Source organism: Marinomonas sp. PE14-40 (genome assembly GCF_051623805.1).
Taxonomy (GTDB): domain Bacteria; phylum Pseudomonadota; class Gammaproteobacteria; order Pseudomonadales; family Marinomonadaceae; genus Marinomonas.
Window position 1 is genome coordinate 3,232,618 of record NZ_CP130700.1, and the last position, 18,882, is coordinate 3,251,499.

The following is an 18,882-nucleotide window of genomic DNA, read 5'->3' on the forward strand; positions in this document are numbered from 1 at the left end:
AAGATTGATGTTTTGCTCACCAACCTTATTAATGCAAATAAGCGGGCTTAGCCTTGTTTTACCCACTTAAGCGGGTTAACGGGGGTACCGTTATGACGAATAGAAAAAAATAGCCCCGGTATAGTACGACCACCTGAACTCCCGACCGTCGCGACTGGGTCATTGGTATTGACCCATTCCCCGACCTCTTTGAGCAAGCTCTGGTTATAGCCATATAAAGACATATATCCATCACCGTGATCCAAAATCAGTACTAGGCCAAATCCTCTTAGCCAATCAGAAAAAATCACCCTTCCGTGGTAAACCGCATTCACTTCAGTACCTTCTTTGGCAGACAATGTAACGCCACCTAAGTTCACTTGCCCTGACTCTCGCAGTACATTTAACCGTCCTAGGGGTTTATTTAACTTACCCTTCAAGGAACTAAACGCTACCTTCTCATCAATAACAGGCATTTCAGCTAATGCTTCTTCAAGCTTAAGCAATAGGGCTTGTAACTGCTGTTGATTACGTTTTAGCGTTTTTGCCTTATTACCTCCCGATCGAATATCCTTTTGAAGTTTAGCCAGAATCTGCTGACGCTCATTCTGTTGTTTTGCTAACACCTTGCGCTCTTCAACAAGTTTCGCTTCTTCTCGCGCTTGCTGTGCCCTATGAGAGCGCATGCTCTTTTCAATTAAGCTTAGTTCATTTACCTGTATTCCATAGCCATTAATTAAAGATTGGCGTGCTTGGGAGAAATATCGGTTGTATCTCACCATACGCATTATCTCTTCAGGCGTACGGCCATCGAGCAAAAATTTCATGCCTTCTTGCTCACCAGAACGATAAACCGCCCTTATTTGGGCGGCTATCTGTTGATTCTGTTGCTGAATACTTATTTTCAGCTTTCGTTGTTTTATGGCCAGCTCCTTGAGCTGACCATCACTCTGTTTAATATTGTCTTGAATGGTTTTTATTTGTTTCAAGAGCTCATTAATAGACTTTTCTTTACCTTCTAACTGACCTTCAATTTGTGATTTCTCTGACTGCACCTCTTTCAACCACACATTGAGCGACTTTAATTCTTCTTGCAAAGCCTTAATTTGTTGCTCAGCTTCTGCTGCAGATTTTGGCTCTGCAGCAGTCACATGTAATGAAAAGAAGGAGCAAAGACTCACAAACAAAACAAGTACCAATTTGCCCATAAAGTCGTTACCACACTCTCAATCTATTCAGATTAGGTTAATCTCGTAATAGTAAGCTTTGACCAGTCATTTCTGCCGGTGCTTCTATTTCCATCATCTCAAGTAACGTTGGCGCAATATCGCTTAACGCTCCGCCTTTAATTGATAAACTCACATCAGGAGAGACAAGTACCAGAGGCACAGGTTCAATCGTATGTGAAGTTAACGGCTGAGTACCGTCATCACTTAACATTTGTTCCACATTTCCGTGATCTGCGGTAATCAAGCAAGCGCCACCATTAACCTCTAAAGCTTCTAACACGCGACCAATACAAGCATCAACGGCTTCTACAGCTTTAACCGCTGCCTCAAATATTCCACTGTGCCCAACCATATCGCCATTAGCAAAGTTACAAATGATAGTGTCATAAGTACCAGCTGAAATAACTTCCACCAGCTTATCTGTCACTTCTGGCGCACTCATTTCAGGCTTTAGGTCATAAGTTGCTACATCAGGTGAAGGGATAAGTGCACGCTCTTCTCCTTCGAACAAAGCTTCTTCACCACCATTAAAGAAGAAGGTGACATGAGCATATTTTTCAGTTTCAGCAATACGTAATTGAGTCTTGCCTAGCTTAGCCAAGACTTCACCAAGTGTATTACTTAGAGCCAGCGGAGGATAAGCGACACTCGCCTTGATATCAGACGCATATTCGGTGAAAGTTACAAACGCACCTAGTTTTGGTATTGCTTGACGAGTAAAACCAGAGAAATCAGCATCAGTAAAAGCACGAGTAATTTGACGAGCACGGTCTGGTCTGAAGTTAGCAAAGACAATGGCATCACCGTCTTCAACAGTCACGGCATCGCCAATAACGGTTGCAGGCACAAACTCATCGTTTTGATCTCTGTCGTACGCAGCAAGAATCGCTTGTTCAGCTGTATCAGCTTGATAGTCAGCTTGACCAGATACAATCGCATTGTAAGCGGTTTCAACACGTTCCCAACGGTTATCTCTATCCATTGCGAAATAACGACCGGTTAAAGTTGCAATACGACCAGTACCTAGCTCAGCTAATTTAGCTTCAAGTTCAGCAATGGGTGTTTGTGCAGAACGAGGAGGCGTATCGCGCCCATCAGTAAAACCGTGAACATAGACCTTTTTAGCGCCACGTTTTACTGCCATTTCGCTCATGGCCATAATTTGTTCGTGGTGACTATGCACACCGCCAGCTGACAATAGACCTAAAATATGAACGGCTTTATCTGCTTTAACCGCTGTATCAACTGCATTTGCTAAAGCTTCATTTTCAAAAAATGAAGCTTCATCTATGGCTTTACCAATACGAGTGAAGTTTTGATAAACCGTACGACCAGCACCTAAGTTCATGTGGCCAACTTCTGAATTACCCATTTGGCCTTCAGGTAGACCAACCGCCATACCTGATGTTTGAATTAAGCTATGTGGCCTTGTCTGCCATAATTTATCCCAATTAGGCGTATTTGCCGCTGCAATTGCATTTGACTTAGATGTTTCGCTATAGCCCCAGCCATCCAAAATAAAAAGTGCGGTTGTCTTCTTCGCCATTGTACCGATACCCGTTAAGTTAAATAATCGTCGTATTTCGATACTAACACAGGCTTGTAATTTTGTTACAAGATCTCAGCCAGTTAGGGCTAATTTTGTTTGATTATCCAGCAGCTAAAGATTCAACTTGAGTTTGAGGGTCGACCTGTTCTAACAACCAGTCACGGAATGTGACCACTTGTTCTAAATCAGCCTTATTAGCAGGGTAAGAAAGGAAATATTCATGAGGAGTCATACAAGCCTCGCCAAAAGGCGCCACGAGTACACCAGAGGCCAACGCATCTTTTACTATCATGGTTGGCATGATCGCCACACCCATTCCAGATTTAGCCGCTTCTAATAACATATGGAAATGCTCAAAACCTGGCCCTGTTAAATGGCTGGCCGCTAATTCTTGCTGTGCCATCCATTCAGACCAAGCATTACTGCGTGAGGTTAAATGCATCAAAGGAAACAAACTAATATCGCTACGTTTAGCAGTATTCATCGTTAAACCTTGCTCAGCCAAAAGTTCAGGCGAACAAACAGGAATCACATACTCATTCATTAAATGATGCGATACCCCTTTTGGCCAATGATCACCGCCATAATGCAAGATCACATCAACTTGTTTAGGGTCTAGATTATCCGTCACATCCATAGCATTCACCTTGATATTAAACTGCGGGTGAGCACGCTGGAATTTAGCCAATTTAGGCACTAACCAAAAAGAAGCTAAGGTCGGTAAAGAAGCAAGTTGCAGAGAGATTTTTTCATCTTCCCTGTGTAACATTTTTAAGCAGGCACTTTCCATGCTGTCTAGTAAGGGCACCACTTCTTTGTAGTAAGCGGCACCAGTACCGGTCAATACCAAACGTTTATTAAGCCTAATAAAGAGGTCTCTTGATAAAAACTCTTCAAGATTACGGATTTGTCGACTTACAGCACTTTGAGTTAAATGTAGCTCTTGGGCAGCACGGGTAAAACTCAGATGACGAACAGATGCTTCAAAACATTTTAGGGCGGTAGACGAAGGTAGGTATCGGCGCATTTAAATTTGCCACAACTTGTTACATAAGAAGGTAGAAACTGTAACCGAGTTTGATCTAAGACAACACAAAAAACTGAGGAAATTAGCCATTTCTTCGAAAAAACGCACCTAAACAGCCCAAAACACCAAAAATACTTTGATAACAATATTTAAAGCCGATTCAAACACATTCATATCAAGTCAAAAGCTGGCCATAATGATAGATGTGCGCCCCAACCTCATAAAAGGATCGTTTCATCTCTCGTAAAGAAACCTTGTTTATTTGAGTCATTTGTAGCGGCATTTTATGCTCAGGGTTTATAAGGTAACGGGCTAGCTCTTTCCCCATAACGGTACCCGGTCCAATACCACGACCGCTATATCCAACCAAACTATAGATACCATCATCAAGCTGGTGACAATGAGGCAGATGATCATGACTAAAAGCAATTTGACCGCTCCAAGCATATTGCCAATCCAACTTAGGTAATTGGCTAAACAATTGCTTCACCCTTTTATCGGCCCAATCTAATAAACGGGTATTAAGTCCTGCTCCTCCCATACCACCAAAAATCAAGCGTCCAGATTGATCAAGACGCAAAGAACTCATCACTGTACAAGTATCCCAAACACCTTCTTTATTGGGTAAAATGTGTTGCAAGATATCATCAGGCAAAGCTTGGCTAGCAAATTGACTATATTGTATCGGCACAAAGGATTGCTGTATTTGAGGAAAAAGCTTCTCTGGATAAGCGTTAGTTGCCATAACCACCTTATTAGCCATTACTTCACCACCAGAGCTACATTTAAGACGCCACTTTTGAGCATGCACATCAATGCTCACAACCTGACTGTTTTGATAAATACTGACCGATTGAGATAATGCTGCTCTAGCTAACCCCAAGGCATAGGATAAAGGCTGTATCGTCCCAGCTCTAGGGTCGAACAAAGCACCTGAAAAAACGTTTGAACCAATACGAGTCCTTGCCTCACCTTCACCAAGCAAAACCACAGGGGCTTGGCGCTGACTCAATTGCAGAAAGCGATTCTCTAATTGCTTCATTCCGACACGACCAACACCAGCATGCAAGGTACCGTTACGGGTCGCTTCACAATCAATCTTATATTCATCAATTAACGAAAAAACCAAATCTGGTGCTTGCGCCAACGCATGATAAAGCAAGTTAGACGCATCCAAACCCAACGCATCTTCAACTTCATTTGGAGGCATCCATAAACCAGCATTCACAAGACCGACGTTACGACCAGAACCACCAAAACCCACCGTATTTGCCTCTAGCACAGCCACATTAACGCCTTTTTCAGCCAGAGTAAGTGCGCAAGACAACCCAGAATATCCTGCCCCTATTATCGCGACATCCACTTGGATAGAGTCATTTAACGAGGTGAGATTAAGCTGCTCTTTTGCAGAGGCTCGCCAGAGAGATAAATTCGCGTCGGTCATAGTGTTACCTCGCATAAGGGAAGGCTCTGGTTAGCCCTAAGACTAACCAGAATAGGGGGCTTAGATCACTCTAAGTTACTCAAAAACAATGCCTTGAGCCAATGGTAAATCACCACCATAGTTCACTGTGTTTGTGGTACGACGCATATAGTTTCTCCACGCATCAGAGCCACTTTCACGACCGCCGCCAGTTTCTTTCTCACCCCCAAATGCGCCACCAATCTCAGCACCAGAGGTACCAATATTGACGTTAGCAATACCGCAGTCGGAACCCGCTGGAGACATAAAGGCCTCCGCTTCACGCATGCTTTCTGTGAATACAGCTGAAGACAGACCTTGAGGCACATTGTTTTGAATCTCAATGGCTTCTTCAAACTCATCAAAGCTCAGCACATAAAGAATGGGCGCGAAGGTTTCTTGCTGAACAATTGCAGCATCATGAGCGATACGAACGATTGCGGGCTGCACATAGAAGCCACCTGCTGGTACGTTAGCCGTGACACGCTGGCCACCAAACACGACTTCTCCACCTTGAGCTTTAGCTTGTTCTAAAGCAGATTGCATCGCATTGAAGCTTTGCTCATCAACTAACGGCCCAACTAAAGAACCTTCTACTAATGGATCACCGATAGGCAAAGAGGAATAAGATTTCACAAGGCGTGCAACTAAATCATCAACCACTGAAGAGTGAGTAATCAAACGTCTCAACGTTGTGCAACGTTGACCTGCTGTACCCGCAGCAGAAAAGACGATAGCTCTGAGTGCTAAATCAAGATCCGCTGTTTTTGACACTATCATGGCGTTGTTGCCACCTAGCTCTAACAAAGAACGGCCTAAGCGAGCCGCTACCGTTTGTGCTACTTGACGACCCATAGCGGTTGAACCAGTCGCAGAAACAAGTGGATAAGTTGGCGCTGCCGCCATCGCTTCACCGACTTGACGATCACCAATAACGACACTGCATACTGCTTTTGGAATCTCAGGCATATCAGTCAATACTTTTTGTGCAATGCTATACATGGCAAGCGCGCAAAGTGGCGCTTTTTCGGAAGGCTTTAGTAGAATTGGGTTACCACAAACCAAGCCTAGCATGGCATTCCAAGACCAAACGGCCATGGGGAAGTTAAACGCAGTAATCACAGCAACGGGGCCAAGTGGGTGCCACTGCTCCATCATTCTATGGCCTGGGCGCTCACTCACAATACTCAAACCATGTAACATTCTTGATTGGCCGACAGCAAAATCACACACATCGATCCACTCTTGCACTTCACCTAGGGCTTCAGGCATGATTTTGCCCGCTTCCAAAGAAATAATTTGAGCAAGTTCTGTTTTATATTTACGCGCCTCATCACCAATACGGCGTACCAGCTCACCACGAAGCGGAGCAGGAATCGTACGGAAGGTTTTAAAAGCTTGGCTCATCTCGTCATTAATCGAGTCAAGCTGGTCAAGGCTCGCATTTTTAAAAGAAGACAAAGGCTCGCCATTAATTGGGCTAGATGCCGTAAAGCTATCGCCTTGTCCCAGCGCCTCGTGGTTTCCCGTTAACACACTAAAAAAATGATCACCTTCACGAAGACGATTAATACCAATAGTTTCAAGACAAGTTAGAGTCGACATAGACACCTCAAATAGAAAAGATTTCAACGATTTCCATCAAGATTACTGCCACTAAAAACAAAGAGGAAATACACTTTTCCTTGTAACGCTCTAGTTTTTTCCTATAGCTAAACGCATACTCATTCCTTATTACCTCTTTATTCTTGATTTAATAGAGCTCAAAACTATGGATATTCGCAGTCTAAGGTATTTCACCGCCGTCTATGAGGAGAGAAGCTTAAGTGCTGCAGCAAAACGCTGCTTTGTTGCTCAGCCTTCCATTTCTGCCGCAATAGCTCAATTAGAGGATGCATTAAAAGTCACTCTATTTACGCGCCATTCAAAAGGGGTGACTGCCACGGACAATGCGAAAGACTTATACCCGCACGCTTGTAAGGTCATTAACGATTTACAAGCCTTACCCAGCCTCTTCAATACGCCACAAAACAACCTAGATTTATCCGTATCTCTCATGCCTTTTTTATCAGGGTCATTAGTCAGCCAAGTCATTAAGACCATGTTAGAGCAAGTACCTAACTTACAACTTAACTTAGTGGATGAATCTGAACAGGCTGATTTGCGGTTTACCTGCCAGCGCTATCTAACCAGTGAAGATATTTTCCACCCTCTATGGGAAGATGATTATGTCTTAGCAATGGCACCAAACCACATGCTGGCAAAGCAAAAAGACATTAGTCTCAAACAAATTGATGGCCTGCCTTTTATTAGTCGCACTCCCTGCGACATCATTGAATCTTGGCACTATTTAATTCACAAGCAAGGTATTCAGGTAGATGTTAGAGCACAGGTTAAAACCGAAGAATACGCACTCGATTTAGTTGCAGCAGGCCTTGGCATTTCGCTTATTCCAGAGCACTCAGCCAGACAGAGATCAGATATCTGTTTACGCCCTCTTAATGATGCTAACTTCAAACGTCTTGTCGGTCTGGCTCACCACAAGTCACAAAGCCTGCCAAACAGGCTATTGCAAAGCATTTTAAACAGTAAAATGGACTTGCAGAAAGCACTTCAAAAGCAGTTGCTTGATAACTGATCGAGAGAGTAAATAAACAATTAAAAGATTGTGATATAAGTCATGCCCAACTTTTTTGCATGAGAAGATGATAATTAAGCTTTTGTTAACTTGCCCTGTTATTCGCTACAGTTAATGCAAGTTAAATGCAGTTCAACTGAAACAGGATACCAAGATGTTAGTTCAAGATTTTTTTCATTCCCTATGGCACAGCTATATTGCAGTCACACCTCAAGCAAAACGCATTCAAGAATTATTTGAAAGCAAGGGTGAAAAAGTACTGAATGACCACGTGGCATTTCGTACCTTTGCGAACTCCCCTATTAGCCTAGATAAATTAACACCTATGCTTGAGCAAATTGGCTACCAAGCTTACGGTGCTTTCACCTTTGAAAAGAAACACCTGTTTGCTAAATGCTTCAAGCACTCAGATCCAACTCAGCCTAAAATTTTTGTCAGTGAACTGCTATCTCATGAATTATCTGAGGTTGCACAAGAAGTGATTAATAAATTGGTTAATCAGATTCCAACACAAGTTGTTCAATCTCCAAGTATTTTTTGGCAGGGTCGCCTATGGAGCAAGCCTAGCTACGAAGAGTACCAAGTACTTGCCGCTGAAAGTGAATATGCGGCGTGGTTATCGACTATGGGCCTTAAAGCAAACCACTTTACCGTTAGCATTAACCACTTAGAGAACTTTGACACGATTGAAAGCGTGAATCAGTTATTAATCGATGAAGGTTATACTCTAAACGAAGTTGGTGGTCTGATTAAAGGCACACCTGAACTTTGCCTAGAACAGTCATCGACTATGGCGGATAAGATTAAGTTTGAATTTTCTTCTACTAAGAAGGTTGAAATTCCATCTTGTTTCTACGAATTTGCCCTAAGACACAAGATGGAAAACGGTGAAGTGTTTGATAGCTTTATCGAAGGTAATGCCGATAAGATTTTTGATTCTACTAATCAATAATCTCTCACTAAGATCCTCTTGCGCGACCAATTTGTTGGCACCACTATTTCGCGATAGTCGGTGCCAACATAATATCTAACTGCCCTGCAGCATAAATCTGCTGTCCATAAAGCGTGACACTGGTAATAAAGCTTGAGCTTGGCCCATCAAGTTCTAATTGCGCAATCAACTGATTCTCGATAAAAAGCTGATTAGCTTCACTTAAGGTCACAGGCACTCTGGGTAGTGCGAAGCCTTGTTTAGTATATAGCTGCCAAAGCATTGTCTCGCCTTGCACTAGATTAATCTGGCTTGGCTGTACCGCTTTGGATTTTTCCGCATTTGCCGCTTTATAACCCGCATATTTAAGCGCTAAGTTCAGCTTTATGCCTTCAATATCCCCTCTTTTTCTCGCTTCAACTTTCTTATTAAGTGCGATTAACTTTTTTGTCAGCGCCTCGTTTTTGTTTTTTAGCACGCGATTAATCTCGCTAATCGTATCTGGGTTATTAGATAGCAAGGGCAACTCAGACTGAGTAGAGGCAAGTTCACCACTTCTTTGCCACCATTCATCGGTTAACCTGGAAAACTGAAATTGTAATTGAGATCTTTGCTGTTTAAGCCGTTGTAGCTCGTCAAGCACTGGTTCTATTTTGGCTTGTGTTTGAGGTTGTTTAACCTGACTTGTGCAGCCCGTGACTAAGATAATCAGCAAGGCACTGAAACCCGCTTTTATTAATTTAATATTCATATCCTTACGTCTTTTACCTCTTCTACTTATTCAAGTCGCCCTGAGATTCTATTTCTATCATGTACGCCCTGCTTTTGCCGTGTATAATGCCTGCAGTTTTTTGATAGGTCTAATGGGTCTTACGCGTATGATGAACCAACTAATTGAGTTTTCCACCAACCATTGGGAAATGGTTTCTCTCTTTATTGCCTTACTAGCACTTGTAGTTTGGGTTGAGAAGAAAGGTGGCGCTAGTAGCTTGTCCACAGGAGAAGCCACTAACATGATGAACAACGAATCAGCTGTTGTCCTTGATATTCGTCCTGCTGCTGAGTTTAAAACTGGTCATATTACCGGCGCAATCAATATTCCTGCGACAAAAATAAAAGATCAGATGGCGACACTTGAGAATCATAAATCAAACCCCATCATCTTAGTTTGTAAAACAGGTATGACTTCTGGCGCTAGCGCGAAAGAGCTGCAAAAAGAAGGTTACACTGTCTATAAAATGCAAGGCGGAATTGCTGAGTGGCAAGGCGCTAATTTGCCATTAGTAACTAGCTAGAGAGGTCAAAATGTCTCAGGTAACTATTTACTCAAGTGACTATTGTCCTTTTTGTATTAGAGCGAAACAATTGTTAAAAATGAAGCAGGTCGAATTCAACGAAATTAATGTTGATGGCCAATCTGCTCTACGCCGTGAAATGACAGAAAAGAGTGGCCGCACATCCGTCCCTCAGATCTGGATCCAAGAGCATCATGTCGGCGGTTGTGATGAATTATTTGCCTTGGAACGTAGTGGTAAGTTAGATGCGTTACTGTCTCAGTAATGCATTAATACCAGACTAAAAATACTAAAAAATACATAAGACTAAGGAAATACAATGGCTGAAAATACAGAAGCAGTTGCACCGCAACTTGCCCTACAACGTATCTTTTTAAAAGACATCTCGTTTGAATCTCCACGTTCACCTATGGTTTTTCAGGAAGAATGGAAACCAGAAGTTGGTCTAGAACTGAATACTAAAAGTCGTCAAGTAGGCGAGAACCTGTATGAAGTGGTATTAGAAGTCACTGTGAATGTTAAGAACAATGGCGAAAACGCTTTCCTAGTACAAGTTCAACAAGGCGGTCTATTTGCCATTGCAGGTCTTGATGATCAGCAGCTACACCACGCACTAGGTGCTTTCTGCCCAGGTACTGTTTTCCCTTACGCTCGTGAAAACATCGACGCACTTTGCGTTAAAGGTAGCTTCCCTGCTTTGATGCTTGCACCAGTAAACTTCGATGCGCTTTATATGGATAGCCTTAAAAAGCAGCAAGCTGAAGAAACCTCTCAATAAATTATTGAGTGATAAAAAGAAGGGCTTAATTGCCCTTTTTTTTGTGTTATAAATAATCAACCACAGCTTATTGTTTCCACTCACCCAGGGAAGAGCATGGCAAAAACCAAAAGTGTCCGCAAGAAAAAACCTTGTGCCCGATGTATGAAAATACGTTGGATGGTCCTTTACTGTGCCTGTATTGCCCTAATACTAGTGTTGTTTACCCATGAATATATGCAAAAAGGACTTTAGAAGCGCCTATCTAGCCCTTCTTTCCGTTTTATTTTTATCAGGTTGTGCTACTTACAACCAAGACATTAGTGACGGTCGAGACCTTGCTAAGCAAGGGCAATGGCATGAAGCAGAAGAGGTTATCAATGACACACTTGATAGCTCTCAAGATCATTTATTACGCCTGTTAGAAATTGGCGCTCTGGCCCAATACCAAGGCGATTACGAGCGCAGTAATCAGTTACTAGAACAAGCAGAAAGACTCAGCGATACCTTTTTGGAAGAAAGTATCAGCAGCCGCTCTTGGGCATTACTTGCCAACCCCATGCAAGGGGATTTCCAGCCGACCGGTTTTGAGCGTGTTTATATCAACTTCTTCAAGTCACTCAACTACCTTGCCCTAGCAGAACAAGCAACTAGCAGACAACAAAGACAAAGCCTACTTGATGCTGCGCTCGTTGAGTCTCGACGCATTGACCTTAAGTTAAATGAAATTGCAGCACTTAACCCAAGTTATGACGACATAGATGGCGCTAATAAAACGTTTCTATCTAAGGCTGTTGATTGGCTTTCTGGTTTCTATACGGGTGGCATAAATAGTGACGACTATGTTTACCGCGATGACGCTTGGGCTAGATATATGGAAGGCCTTCAGTATGAAGTCAGCGGCGAATATGATGATGCCCGTATCGCTTACCAAGCCTCAGCGAACCTGTACGACAAGGGTTATACCAAGCAATACAATCTGCCTAAAGACGCGGGCCAAAGAGCTTGGCTTGATACCATACGCATGATGAAAAAAGCGGGCGGCTGGCAAAGCGAGTACCCAAGCCTTGCAAAAGAAAAGCTGAATAAGAAGTACCAAGCATTGTTAGCTGATTACGATAAAAAACCAGCTGAAATTATTGTATTAGAAGAACAAGGCTTTGTGCCTGAGCGAAAAGAGCTTAACTTGATGCTGTACGCTTCACCACAAAGTTATTCTTTAGTGTTAGAACCTCTTTACACAGGCACACATCAAGATGCGAATAATGCATCACGCTGGTTTAGCATGGTCTATGCTGATCAGGGGTTATTAAATCTATTTGCTAACTATCAAGCAGGTGGCGCTTGGAGCACTTTTGCAGGTGTATTCACTAAACGCATTATTCTTGGTAATGCTGGCTGGCGTTCATTGCGATCGGTTGGCATAGACAAGATGTTAAATGAGGCGCCAGTACGAATTGCTGTTCCTTATTATGACCCTGTTGTGCTAGATAATACTCAAACCAAACTTACCACCAGCCTAGGGGCTTCTGGGGCTGCGAAAGAACAATCTGTTCGCATGACATCTTTAGCGGATATCACTATGCAGGTTCAGTTAAGTCAGGCGAGCCGTGATATTTATGAAACGCTATTAAGGGAACTTTTACGTAATTACTTGGCCTATAAAGTTTCTAGTGAAGTACAAGATGAGACCGCCAGTTTATTATTAGGTTTGGTCGGTAAAATTGCAGTATTAGCATCGGCATCTTCTGAGACACGAAACTGGTCAACACTACCCGCTCAAGTTCGTTTAACACGACACGCGGCTGAAACCGGCTTACAGTCTCTGAATTATCAAGCCAATGGTAAAAACTTTACACTAGACCCATTTGAGTTAAATAAAAACCAAATTAAAGTCTGGAATATTCGTAACCCAAACTAACTTTTGATATAACCTCATCTTAGAGATAAAGGTTTTAGACATTGCTAATAAAGGAAGCACAAAATGACTAGTTTTTCTTGGAAAACCCTTGTGGTTGGTTTCTTAAGCCTGATGTTAATGGCTTGTGGTACAACCAGTGTTAAACGTGTATCTGTTGACGAAGAGATAGCCTTATCTGATCGTTGGAACGATAAAGATTCGAGCCTAGTTGCAGAAGAAATGATGACAGATATGTTGTCTTTCCCTTGGTTCAGAGATTTCAGTTTTAAAAATTCAGGCAACCCGACTGTTATCGTACAAAGCATTCGTAATAAGAGCCATGAACACATTCCAGTTGATACCTTTATCAATGACATCAAACGCTCTCTACTACGCGCGGGTAAAGTTGACTTTGTTGCATCTGGTAGCGAACGTGCTGACATCCGTACTGAAAGAGAAGACCAAGAGCTAAACTCTGCCGAAGGTACTGCGGCACAGTTCGGTGAAGAACAAGGCGCTGGTTTTGCTCTTTCAGGCACCATCAACTCTATTGTTGATTCCGATGGCGACAAGCGAGTTACTTTCTATCAAGTTGACCTAAAATTGATTGATATGACAACCAATAGGGAAGTTTGGAATGGACAGAAAAAACTTAAGAAACTTGCCGATAAGAGTTTCTTCTAACATGTGGTCTCGCTCTTTAATTCTAGTTTCTAGCTTGATGCTCGGTGCTTGCACCGAGCTATTTGTAAAGTCAGATGAATCAAGCGAGCCAACTCAGGCTGCCAGCTCGAATCAAGCGACACCTGCAACTAAAGCAAGTAGCAGCTCACTAAATACAGCCGCAAAAAATACGACACCAAGCTGGGTACTCTCACCGCCAAGTGATACTCGTTATCTTTACGGTGTCGGTAGTGTCATCCAATCGGAAGACCTAGTGGCTGATATTAAAGGTGCGCGTCAGCAAGCTAATGCGGACATGGCAAATCAGTTAAGAGTGACGATTTCCCAAAGTAATGTGCAAAGCACTCAAGTAAGCCAGAGCACATCTCAGTCTGAGCAAGTACTGAAATCGTTTTCATCTACTACACGCATGGACACTGAGTCACTGGTATTAGAGCAAAGTGAAACGCTTGAAAACGTTGCGACCGGCAAATACGTGTATGTTTTACAGCGACTTGATAGAGCTAAAATCACAGCCCGTTTGCGCCGTGAGATAACAGAACTAGATACCCAGCTAGAAGCCATTGCCTTAGAGGCGAAAACCCAAGGTAATCTAGTTGAACAATGGCAATCTATTTTACCGGCTCTACCTATCTTGTCTGAACGTGCACAAAAACTTGATCTATTACAGCTATACAGCACAAACGCGAATCTAGCGTCAGCGAAAAGCGAGACAATTAAAGGCTTAGAAACGCAGCTTTCTAGCCTATTAACCCAGCTCTCTATTCAAGTAAGTAGCCAATCAGCAAGAAGCCAGTCGTTAATCAAGGTGCTTCGAAGTGAACTAACAAATAAAGGTTTAACACCGTCAAGCAATGCAACTAGCCCGCTTCGCATCAACCTGCATATTAGTACTAATAAGCAATTGAAAGAAGGTCGCACCTATCAGTTTGTTAACCTTAACGCATCTCTTGATGAGGTTTCCCGTGATAGTTCGAAAATGCTGGCAAGCTGGAGCTTAACTGGACGAGGCATCTCTGCAACACCAGAACAAGCCACTCAGTCTGCCTATAAAAAAGCAGCTAAATCTTTAGCTGATGAAATTTTTACCTATTTAACTCAAGGTAATTTGGCCAATGCTCAATAAGCAAAATTAAAGATTTGGTTTTGCTTCAAGCTACATTAAAAAAGCCCCTTACGGGGCTTTTTTAATGGTTATTTAAACGCGTTAAAACTAATGAATCCGACCACGAGTAAAAGAGTAGTAACAGGCAGATAATGCACTTATTAACGTAAGTACTATTACCACTCTCACCACCCACAAAAGCTGCTCTAAATTATCTGGCCCTATGCTTTGACTGCCTAACATTATCGACATCAACATCATCACCACGCCTGTGCTAAAAAGATTACCCATATTGCGTGACAAGCCCACTAAGGCAGATGCAATGCTCAACTTATCCTTTGAGGCAGACCCAATAATGGCGTTGTTGTTAGGGGATGAGAATAAGCCAAAACCGATTCCTAAAAAGATTAAACCAACAAAAACATAAGCAAGAGAGGTATCCATATCTAGCCTTAATAGCAACGCTAAGCCTAGTGCGAAGCTAAAGCATCCCAGAGTTGCCAAATACCTAGGCTCGTATCTGTCTGACAAACGCCCAGAAATTGGCGCTAAGATCATCATGATAAAGGTCTGAATTAAGACAAGCTGCCCAGCTTCAAAGGGTGAGAGTTCATGAATGTATTGCAGATAAAGACTCATCAAGAAAACGATTGGAAAATTAGCGCTATACATTAAAAAGCTAGACAAGATAGAACGACTAAACACACGGTTTGCACGCAACGCGCTAATACGAATAAGAGGCGATTTGGATCGTCCCTGCTGTTTTATAAACACATATAAGAGTAAAACCCCCAAAGCCAGTGAGACAAGGTGGGCCATATCTTCAACATCTGACATACCAATAAAAAAGGCACTTACCCAAGCCGCGAACAATATGCTCCCCAGCTTATCAAGCCGCTCAACTTGTGAAGTCTTCCATTCACCTTTAACAAAACTAAAAATTAATAGTAGGGCAATGAGCATCACAGGCGTCGGCATCCAGAAAACCGCACGCCAACCAAACTCTTGAGTTAACCAGCCACCGATAATGGGACCACAACTCAGCCCTAAATACACGGAAGATGAGGTCAAACCTAAAGCAGCACCACGATTAGAATTAGCAAACACCGCCCCAACAATACTCATTGAGGTTGCGGTAATTAATGCCACAGAAAAGCCTTGAAACACTCTTAACGTCAAAAGTGAAGCGATATCCTGCACCAGAAAAACAAACAAAGACAACAGAGAGAAAAACGCCACTCCCGTGATGTACATGCACTTTCTTCCTACCAAGTCAGCCAAGCGTCCAGCGGGTAACAGCAAAACAATATTGCCCCACAGAAAACTCGTTGGCATCCAACTCACCGCTCGGGCACTGGCGTCTAAATCTCTAGCAATACTAGGAATAGCAATACTGGCTGCCGACATACTGACAGATGTGACAAAAATAGCTAAACAGACACTCAGCAAAGCAAGCCACCTTGCTTTGGCATGAGTATCATAAAAATCTTGCAGCTGTGATGCCGTCATATCATTCCTTGTAAATCAAGCACACAAATAACAATGAATACCTGAAAAGTAGAGCCTCTAACTACCCATGCGTTTTACTGACAAGGTAAGCACAACAAAGGCACAGCAAGCCAATAAAGCAATCAGGTTTTCTTGCAGAATAGGTGAGAAGACTAAGAAAAAACCCTTACCTTTCGTTAATGCAGAAAAACTAGACACAAAGAAAGGACAGAGCACCAGTCGCATTACTTGAAAAAAATTATTTTTGATACGATCAACACTAAGCGGTCCGGTTGCAAGTATTAAGGCTGTCCCCACAATAAGTGCAATTCCCATAGAGTTAAGCCATAACCTCATATCCCAAACAAAATAAGAGGATGCGATTACCAGATACCAAATTAAATAACACCATAGAATCAAAATGCCATTCGGCAATTGTTTTAAATATCTTAGCAACATAACAACCCTTTATTTATTTCGTTTGTATCTATCCGTTAGATCTCTGGTAACTGGCTCAGTCAGGCTAAAGTAACATATTTATGGATACTTAAAGTAATTCAAAAATCGCTCAATTTAACTCTTTATGTTAACTCAATTACAAAGCTACAAGTTTATACAATGTCATCTAATTGTCATCAAACTAACTTAATCTTCAGCCATGTCATGGCTAACTGCGTTTGCAGCCATCAATGAGGATTAGAATGCACAAGTTAGATGTAAACAAAGAGCTCTTCAGGATCTTAGCTAACGAAGCTATCACGCCCTACTTTCAACCTATTTATGATCTAAATTCGGGTGAACTATACGGCCACGAAGCGCTTTCTAGAGGGCCAGAGGGATCTGATTTACATTCGCCTCTAATGCTATTTAAGCTAGCAGAAGAGAACCATAAGTTGCATCAGTTAGAATTACTGTGTCGCGAAAAAGCGATCATCAGGTTTGCTGAACTAAAGCTACCAGGGAAGCTGTTCTTAAATGTAAGCGCTTCTTTATTGAGTTCACCTGAACATCAAAAAGGCATGACACTTGCCATTTTACAACGTTTAAATATAGCTCAACATAACATAGTAATGGAGCTCTCTGAGCAACATAAATTCGAACACGATGGCCTATCTCAGGCTACCATAGAACATTATCGTCAAATGGGCTTCAAAGTGGCGATAGATGATCTAGGGGTAGGCTATTCAGGCCTTCAACTTTGGTCAGAAATTCAACCTGAGATAGTCAAAATTGATAAACACTTCATTCAAGACGTGGATCAAGACCCAGTTAAGAAAGAGTTTGTCCGTGCCATGGTTGCCATAGGCAATCGCTTAAACTGCGACATTATTGCCGAAGGCATAGAGACTCAAGAAGAGCTTAATCAGCTCATCAAACTTGGGGTTAAAAAAGGACAAGGTTATGTATTAGGTCGTCCCACACCTAATCCAGTTGAGACAGAGAGTGATATTTTAAATGTCACCTTAAGCCGTCGCCGTTTTCAAAAACATGTACGTGACAGCGTGATGTCCCTCTCTAAAAAAGTTCCGACTCTTGAAGCCGGTGAAGAATTAAAAACCGCGAGTCAGCTTTTTAGTCAATCACCAGAAATCATGGCAATTCCTATTCTTAAAGACAGTAAACCCATAGGTGTTATTCGTCGCAGCCAGCTACATGAGTTATTTTCCACACCATACGGCAGGGCGCTATACGAACACACAGATGTGAGCCAAATGCTCACTCAGGATGCTCTCATTGTAGAAAGCCATATCAGCTTATCAACCGTGTCGTTACAGCTAACCAATCAAGATGCGACCAGTTTAAATAATGAAATCATCATTACCCAGCAAGGCAAATATATAGGCATGGGTAGCTTAAAAGATCTGTTAAAACAGATTACTGAACTCAAGATCCAGAATGCAACTTACTCTAATCCTCTCACCTTATTGCCTGGTAATGTGCCATTAAATCGAGAGATTGATGAGAGAATGCAAACAAGCCAAAACTTTTTCATTGCTTATTTTGATCTAAACCACTTCAAACCTTTCAACGATGTTTGCGGTTATGCAGCAGGAGATGAGGTTATTAAGCTAGTTGGTAAACTGATTGAAAAGCATGTGAATCAGGCTCAGCACTTTATCTCGCATATAGGTGGTGATGACTTTGTTGTCATTTTTTCGGATCAAAGCTGGCAAGCAAGATGCGATAAAGTGCTAACAGACTTTGCGTTAGGTATTCAGCAACACTATAGCGATGAGCAATTAAAAGCAGGGGGAGTGGACGCATTAGATCGTAATGGCGAGATGCGATTTCATAGCTTACTCAGCTTAGCCATAGGTGTAGTACACCTGCTACCAAACCAATGCCAGAACCATTTACAAGTTGCAGAAATTGCCGCGCAAGCAAAAAAAGCAGCAAAGAAACAAGGTGGTAATACCTGCTTGTTATTCGATATGAATAAGAGACAAGAGTTAAGCTCAGCTTTATGCTGTTAAAGATGCTCATCACGGCTGATATTCTCAATTCAGCTTGATGACATCTCATAAGGCTTAGTGCTCATCTGTTTCTTTATCTAGTGACTTCTTTTACCTACCTATTTCCTTGGCTTTACCTTTATAAACTGTCCATTTCACCTTCAATATCAATACAAAAAAAGAGAACGTTAAGTAAGAATGACGCTTAACCTATTCGTATTTCAACTCGTTATCAAAGTAAGAAATAACTCAATCAATTTATAAAAATTTTCCTCATAAATAGTACGAATATCATTATTCCGAATAAATAGTCGCAGTTTAGCCTAAATTGTGTGTAAACTGAGATGCTTGGAAAAAAGCTATTTTTGCTTGAATCTGAAATATT

The 18,882-nt window shown here is 42.1% G+C and carries 17 protein-coding genes; 9 read left to right on the top strand and 8 right to left on the bottom strand.

Features of this window, described 5'->3' with window-relative positions:
- Window positions 1-47: 47 nt before the first annotated feature.
- The 5 genes from Q0A08_RS15000 to amaB all read right to left on the bottom strand — a co-directional run bounded on the left by Q0A08_RS15000 (window position 48) and on the right by amaB (window position 6,851).
- The gene (locus tag Q0A08_RS15000) at window positions 48-1,187 is read right to left on the bottom strand and encodes a murein hydrolase activator EnvC family protein (protein WP_438462323.1); all 1,140 of its coding nucleotides are present in this window, start codon (window positions 1,185-1,187) and stop codon (window positions 48-50) included.
- A 37-nt stretch (window positions 1,188-1,224) separates the two neighbouring features.
- Entirely contained in the window at window positions 1,225-2,754 is a 1,530-nt protein-coding gene (gpmI, locus tag Q0A08_RS15005) for a 2,3-bisphosphoglycerate-independent phosphoglycerate mutase (RefSeq protein ID WP_438462324.1), read from the bottom strand.
- A gap of 103 nt (window positions 2,755-2,857) precedes the next feature.
- Window positions 2,858-3,784: a LysR substrate-binding domain-containing protein gene (locus Q0A08_RS15010; RefSeq protein WP_438462325.1), complete on the bottom strand. Its 927-nt coding sequence runs from the start codon at window positions 3,782-3,784 to the stop codon at window positions 2,858-2,860.
- A gap of 175 nt (window positions 3,785-3,959) precedes the next feature.
- A complete protein-coding gene (locus tag Q0A08_RS15015; protein ID WP_438462326.1) occupies window positions 3,960-5,228 on the bottom strand; it encodes an NAD(P)/FAD-dependent oxidoreductase in 1,269 nt (422 codons plus the stop codon).
- Between the two features lie 75 nt (window positions 5,229-5,303).
- Window positions 5,304-6,851, bottom strand: coding sequence for an L-piperidine-6-carboxylate dehydrogenase (gene amaB / locus Q0A08_RS15020; RefSeq protein ID WP_438462327.1), 1,548 nt, complete (start codon window positions 6,849-6,851; stop codon window positions 5,304-5,306).
- Window positions 6,852-7,017: 166 nt separating this feature from the next.
- On the opposite strand from amaB, the gene Q0A08_RS15025 reads away from it, so the two are divergent.
- On the top strand, window positions 7,018-7,884 hold the full coding sequence (locus Q0A08_RS15025; RefSeq protein WP_438462328.1) for a LysR family transcriptional regulator: 867 nt from the start codon (window positions 7,018-7,020) through the stop codon (window positions 7,882-7,884).
- A gap of 154 nt (window positions 7,885-8,038) precedes the next feature.
- A complete protein-coding gene (locus tag Q0A08_RS15030; protein ID WP_438462329.1) occupies window positions 8,039-8,836 on the top strand; it encodes a DUF1338 domain-containing protein in 798 nt (265 codons plus the stop codon).
- A 43-nt stretch (window positions 8,837-8,879) separates the two neighbouring features.
- Here Q0A08_RS15030 and Q0A08_RS15035 read toward each other — a convergent pair whose 3' ends face one another.
- Complete coding sequence (locus Q0A08_RS15035) at window positions 8,880-9,566, bottom strand: hypothetical protein (protein WP_438462330.1); 687 nt, start codon at window positions 9,564-9,566, stop codon at window positions 8,880-8,882.
- A gap of 127 nt (window positions 9,567-9,693) precedes the next feature.
- Between Q0A08_RS15035 and Q0A08_RS15040 the strand changes: the two genes are divergently transcribed.
- The 6 genes from Q0A08_RS15040 to Q0A08_RS15065 all read left to right on the top strand — a co-directional run bounded on the left by Q0A08_RS15040 (window position 9,694) and on the right by Q0A08_RS15065 (window position 14,577).
- Complete coding sequence (locus Q0A08_RS15040) at window positions 9,694-10,110, top strand: rhodanese-like domain-containing protein (protein WP_438462331.1); 417 nt, start codon at window positions 9,694-9,696, stop codon at window positions 10,108-10,110.
- Between the two features lie 10 nt (window positions 10,111-10,120).
- On the top strand, window positions 10,121-10,375 hold the full coding sequence (grxC, locus tag Q0A08_RS15045) for a glutaredoxin 3 (protein WP_438462332.1): 255 nt from the start codon (window positions 10,121-10,123) through the stop codon (window positions 10,373-10,375).
- Between the two features lie 54 nt (window positions 10,376-10,429).
- Complete coding sequence (gene secB / locus Q0A08_RS15050) at window positions 10,430-10,888, top strand: protein-export chaperone SecB (protein WP_438462333.1); 459 nt, start codon at window positions 10,430-10,432, stop codon at window positions 10,886-10,888.
- Between the two features lie 208 nt (window positions 10,889-11,096).
- A complete protein-coding gene (locus Q0A08_RS15055) occupies window positions 11,097-12,788 on the top strand; it encodes a hypothetical protein (protein WP_438462335.1) in 1,692 nt (563 codons plus the stop codon).
- Window positions 12,789-12,851: 63 nt separating this feature from the next.
- A complete protein-coding gene (locus Q0A08_RS15060; RefSeq protein ID WP_438462336.1) occupies window positions 12,852-13,451 on the top strand; it encodes a penicillin-binding protein activator LpoB in 600 nt (199 codons plus the stop codon).
- A 1-nt stretch (window position 13,452) separates the two neighbouring features.
- Window positions 13,453-14,577, top strand: a complete 1,125-nt coding sequence (locus Q0A08_RS15065; protein ID WP_438462337.1) for an LPP20 family lipoprotein — start codon at window positions 13,453-13,455, stop codon at window positions 14,575-14,577.
- Between the two features lie 87 nt (window positions 14,578-14,664).
- Here the strand turns inward: Q0A08_RS15065 and Q0A08_RS15070 are convergent, their stop codons facing one another.
- Together Q0A08_RS15070 and Q0A08_RS15075 are read right to left on the bottom strand one after the other, a co-directional pair.
- Window positions 14,665-16,065, bottom strand: coding sequence for an MFS transporter (locus Q0A08_RS15070; protein WP_438462338.1), 1,401 nt, complete (start codon window positions 16,063-16,065; stop codon window positions 14,665-14,667).
- Window positions 16,066-16,122: 57 nt separating this feature from the next.
- Window positions 16,123-16,503: a hypothetical protein gene (locus Q0A08_RS15075; protein WP_438462340.1), complete on the bottom strand. Its 381-nt coding sequence runs from the start codon at window positions 16,501-16,503 to the stop codon at window positions 16,123-16,125.
- Between the two features lie 242 nt (window positions 16,504-16,745).
- Between Q0A08_RS15075 and Q0A08_RS15080 the strand changes: the two genes are divergently transcribed.
- On the top strand, window positions 16,746-18,518 hold the full coding sequence (locus Q0A08_RS15080; protein ID WP_438462342.1) for a GGDEF domain-containing protein: 1,773 nt from the start codon (window positions 16,746-16,748) through the stop codon (window positions 18,516-18,518).
- The last annotated feature ends 364 nt before the right edge of the window (window positions 18,519-18,882 follow it).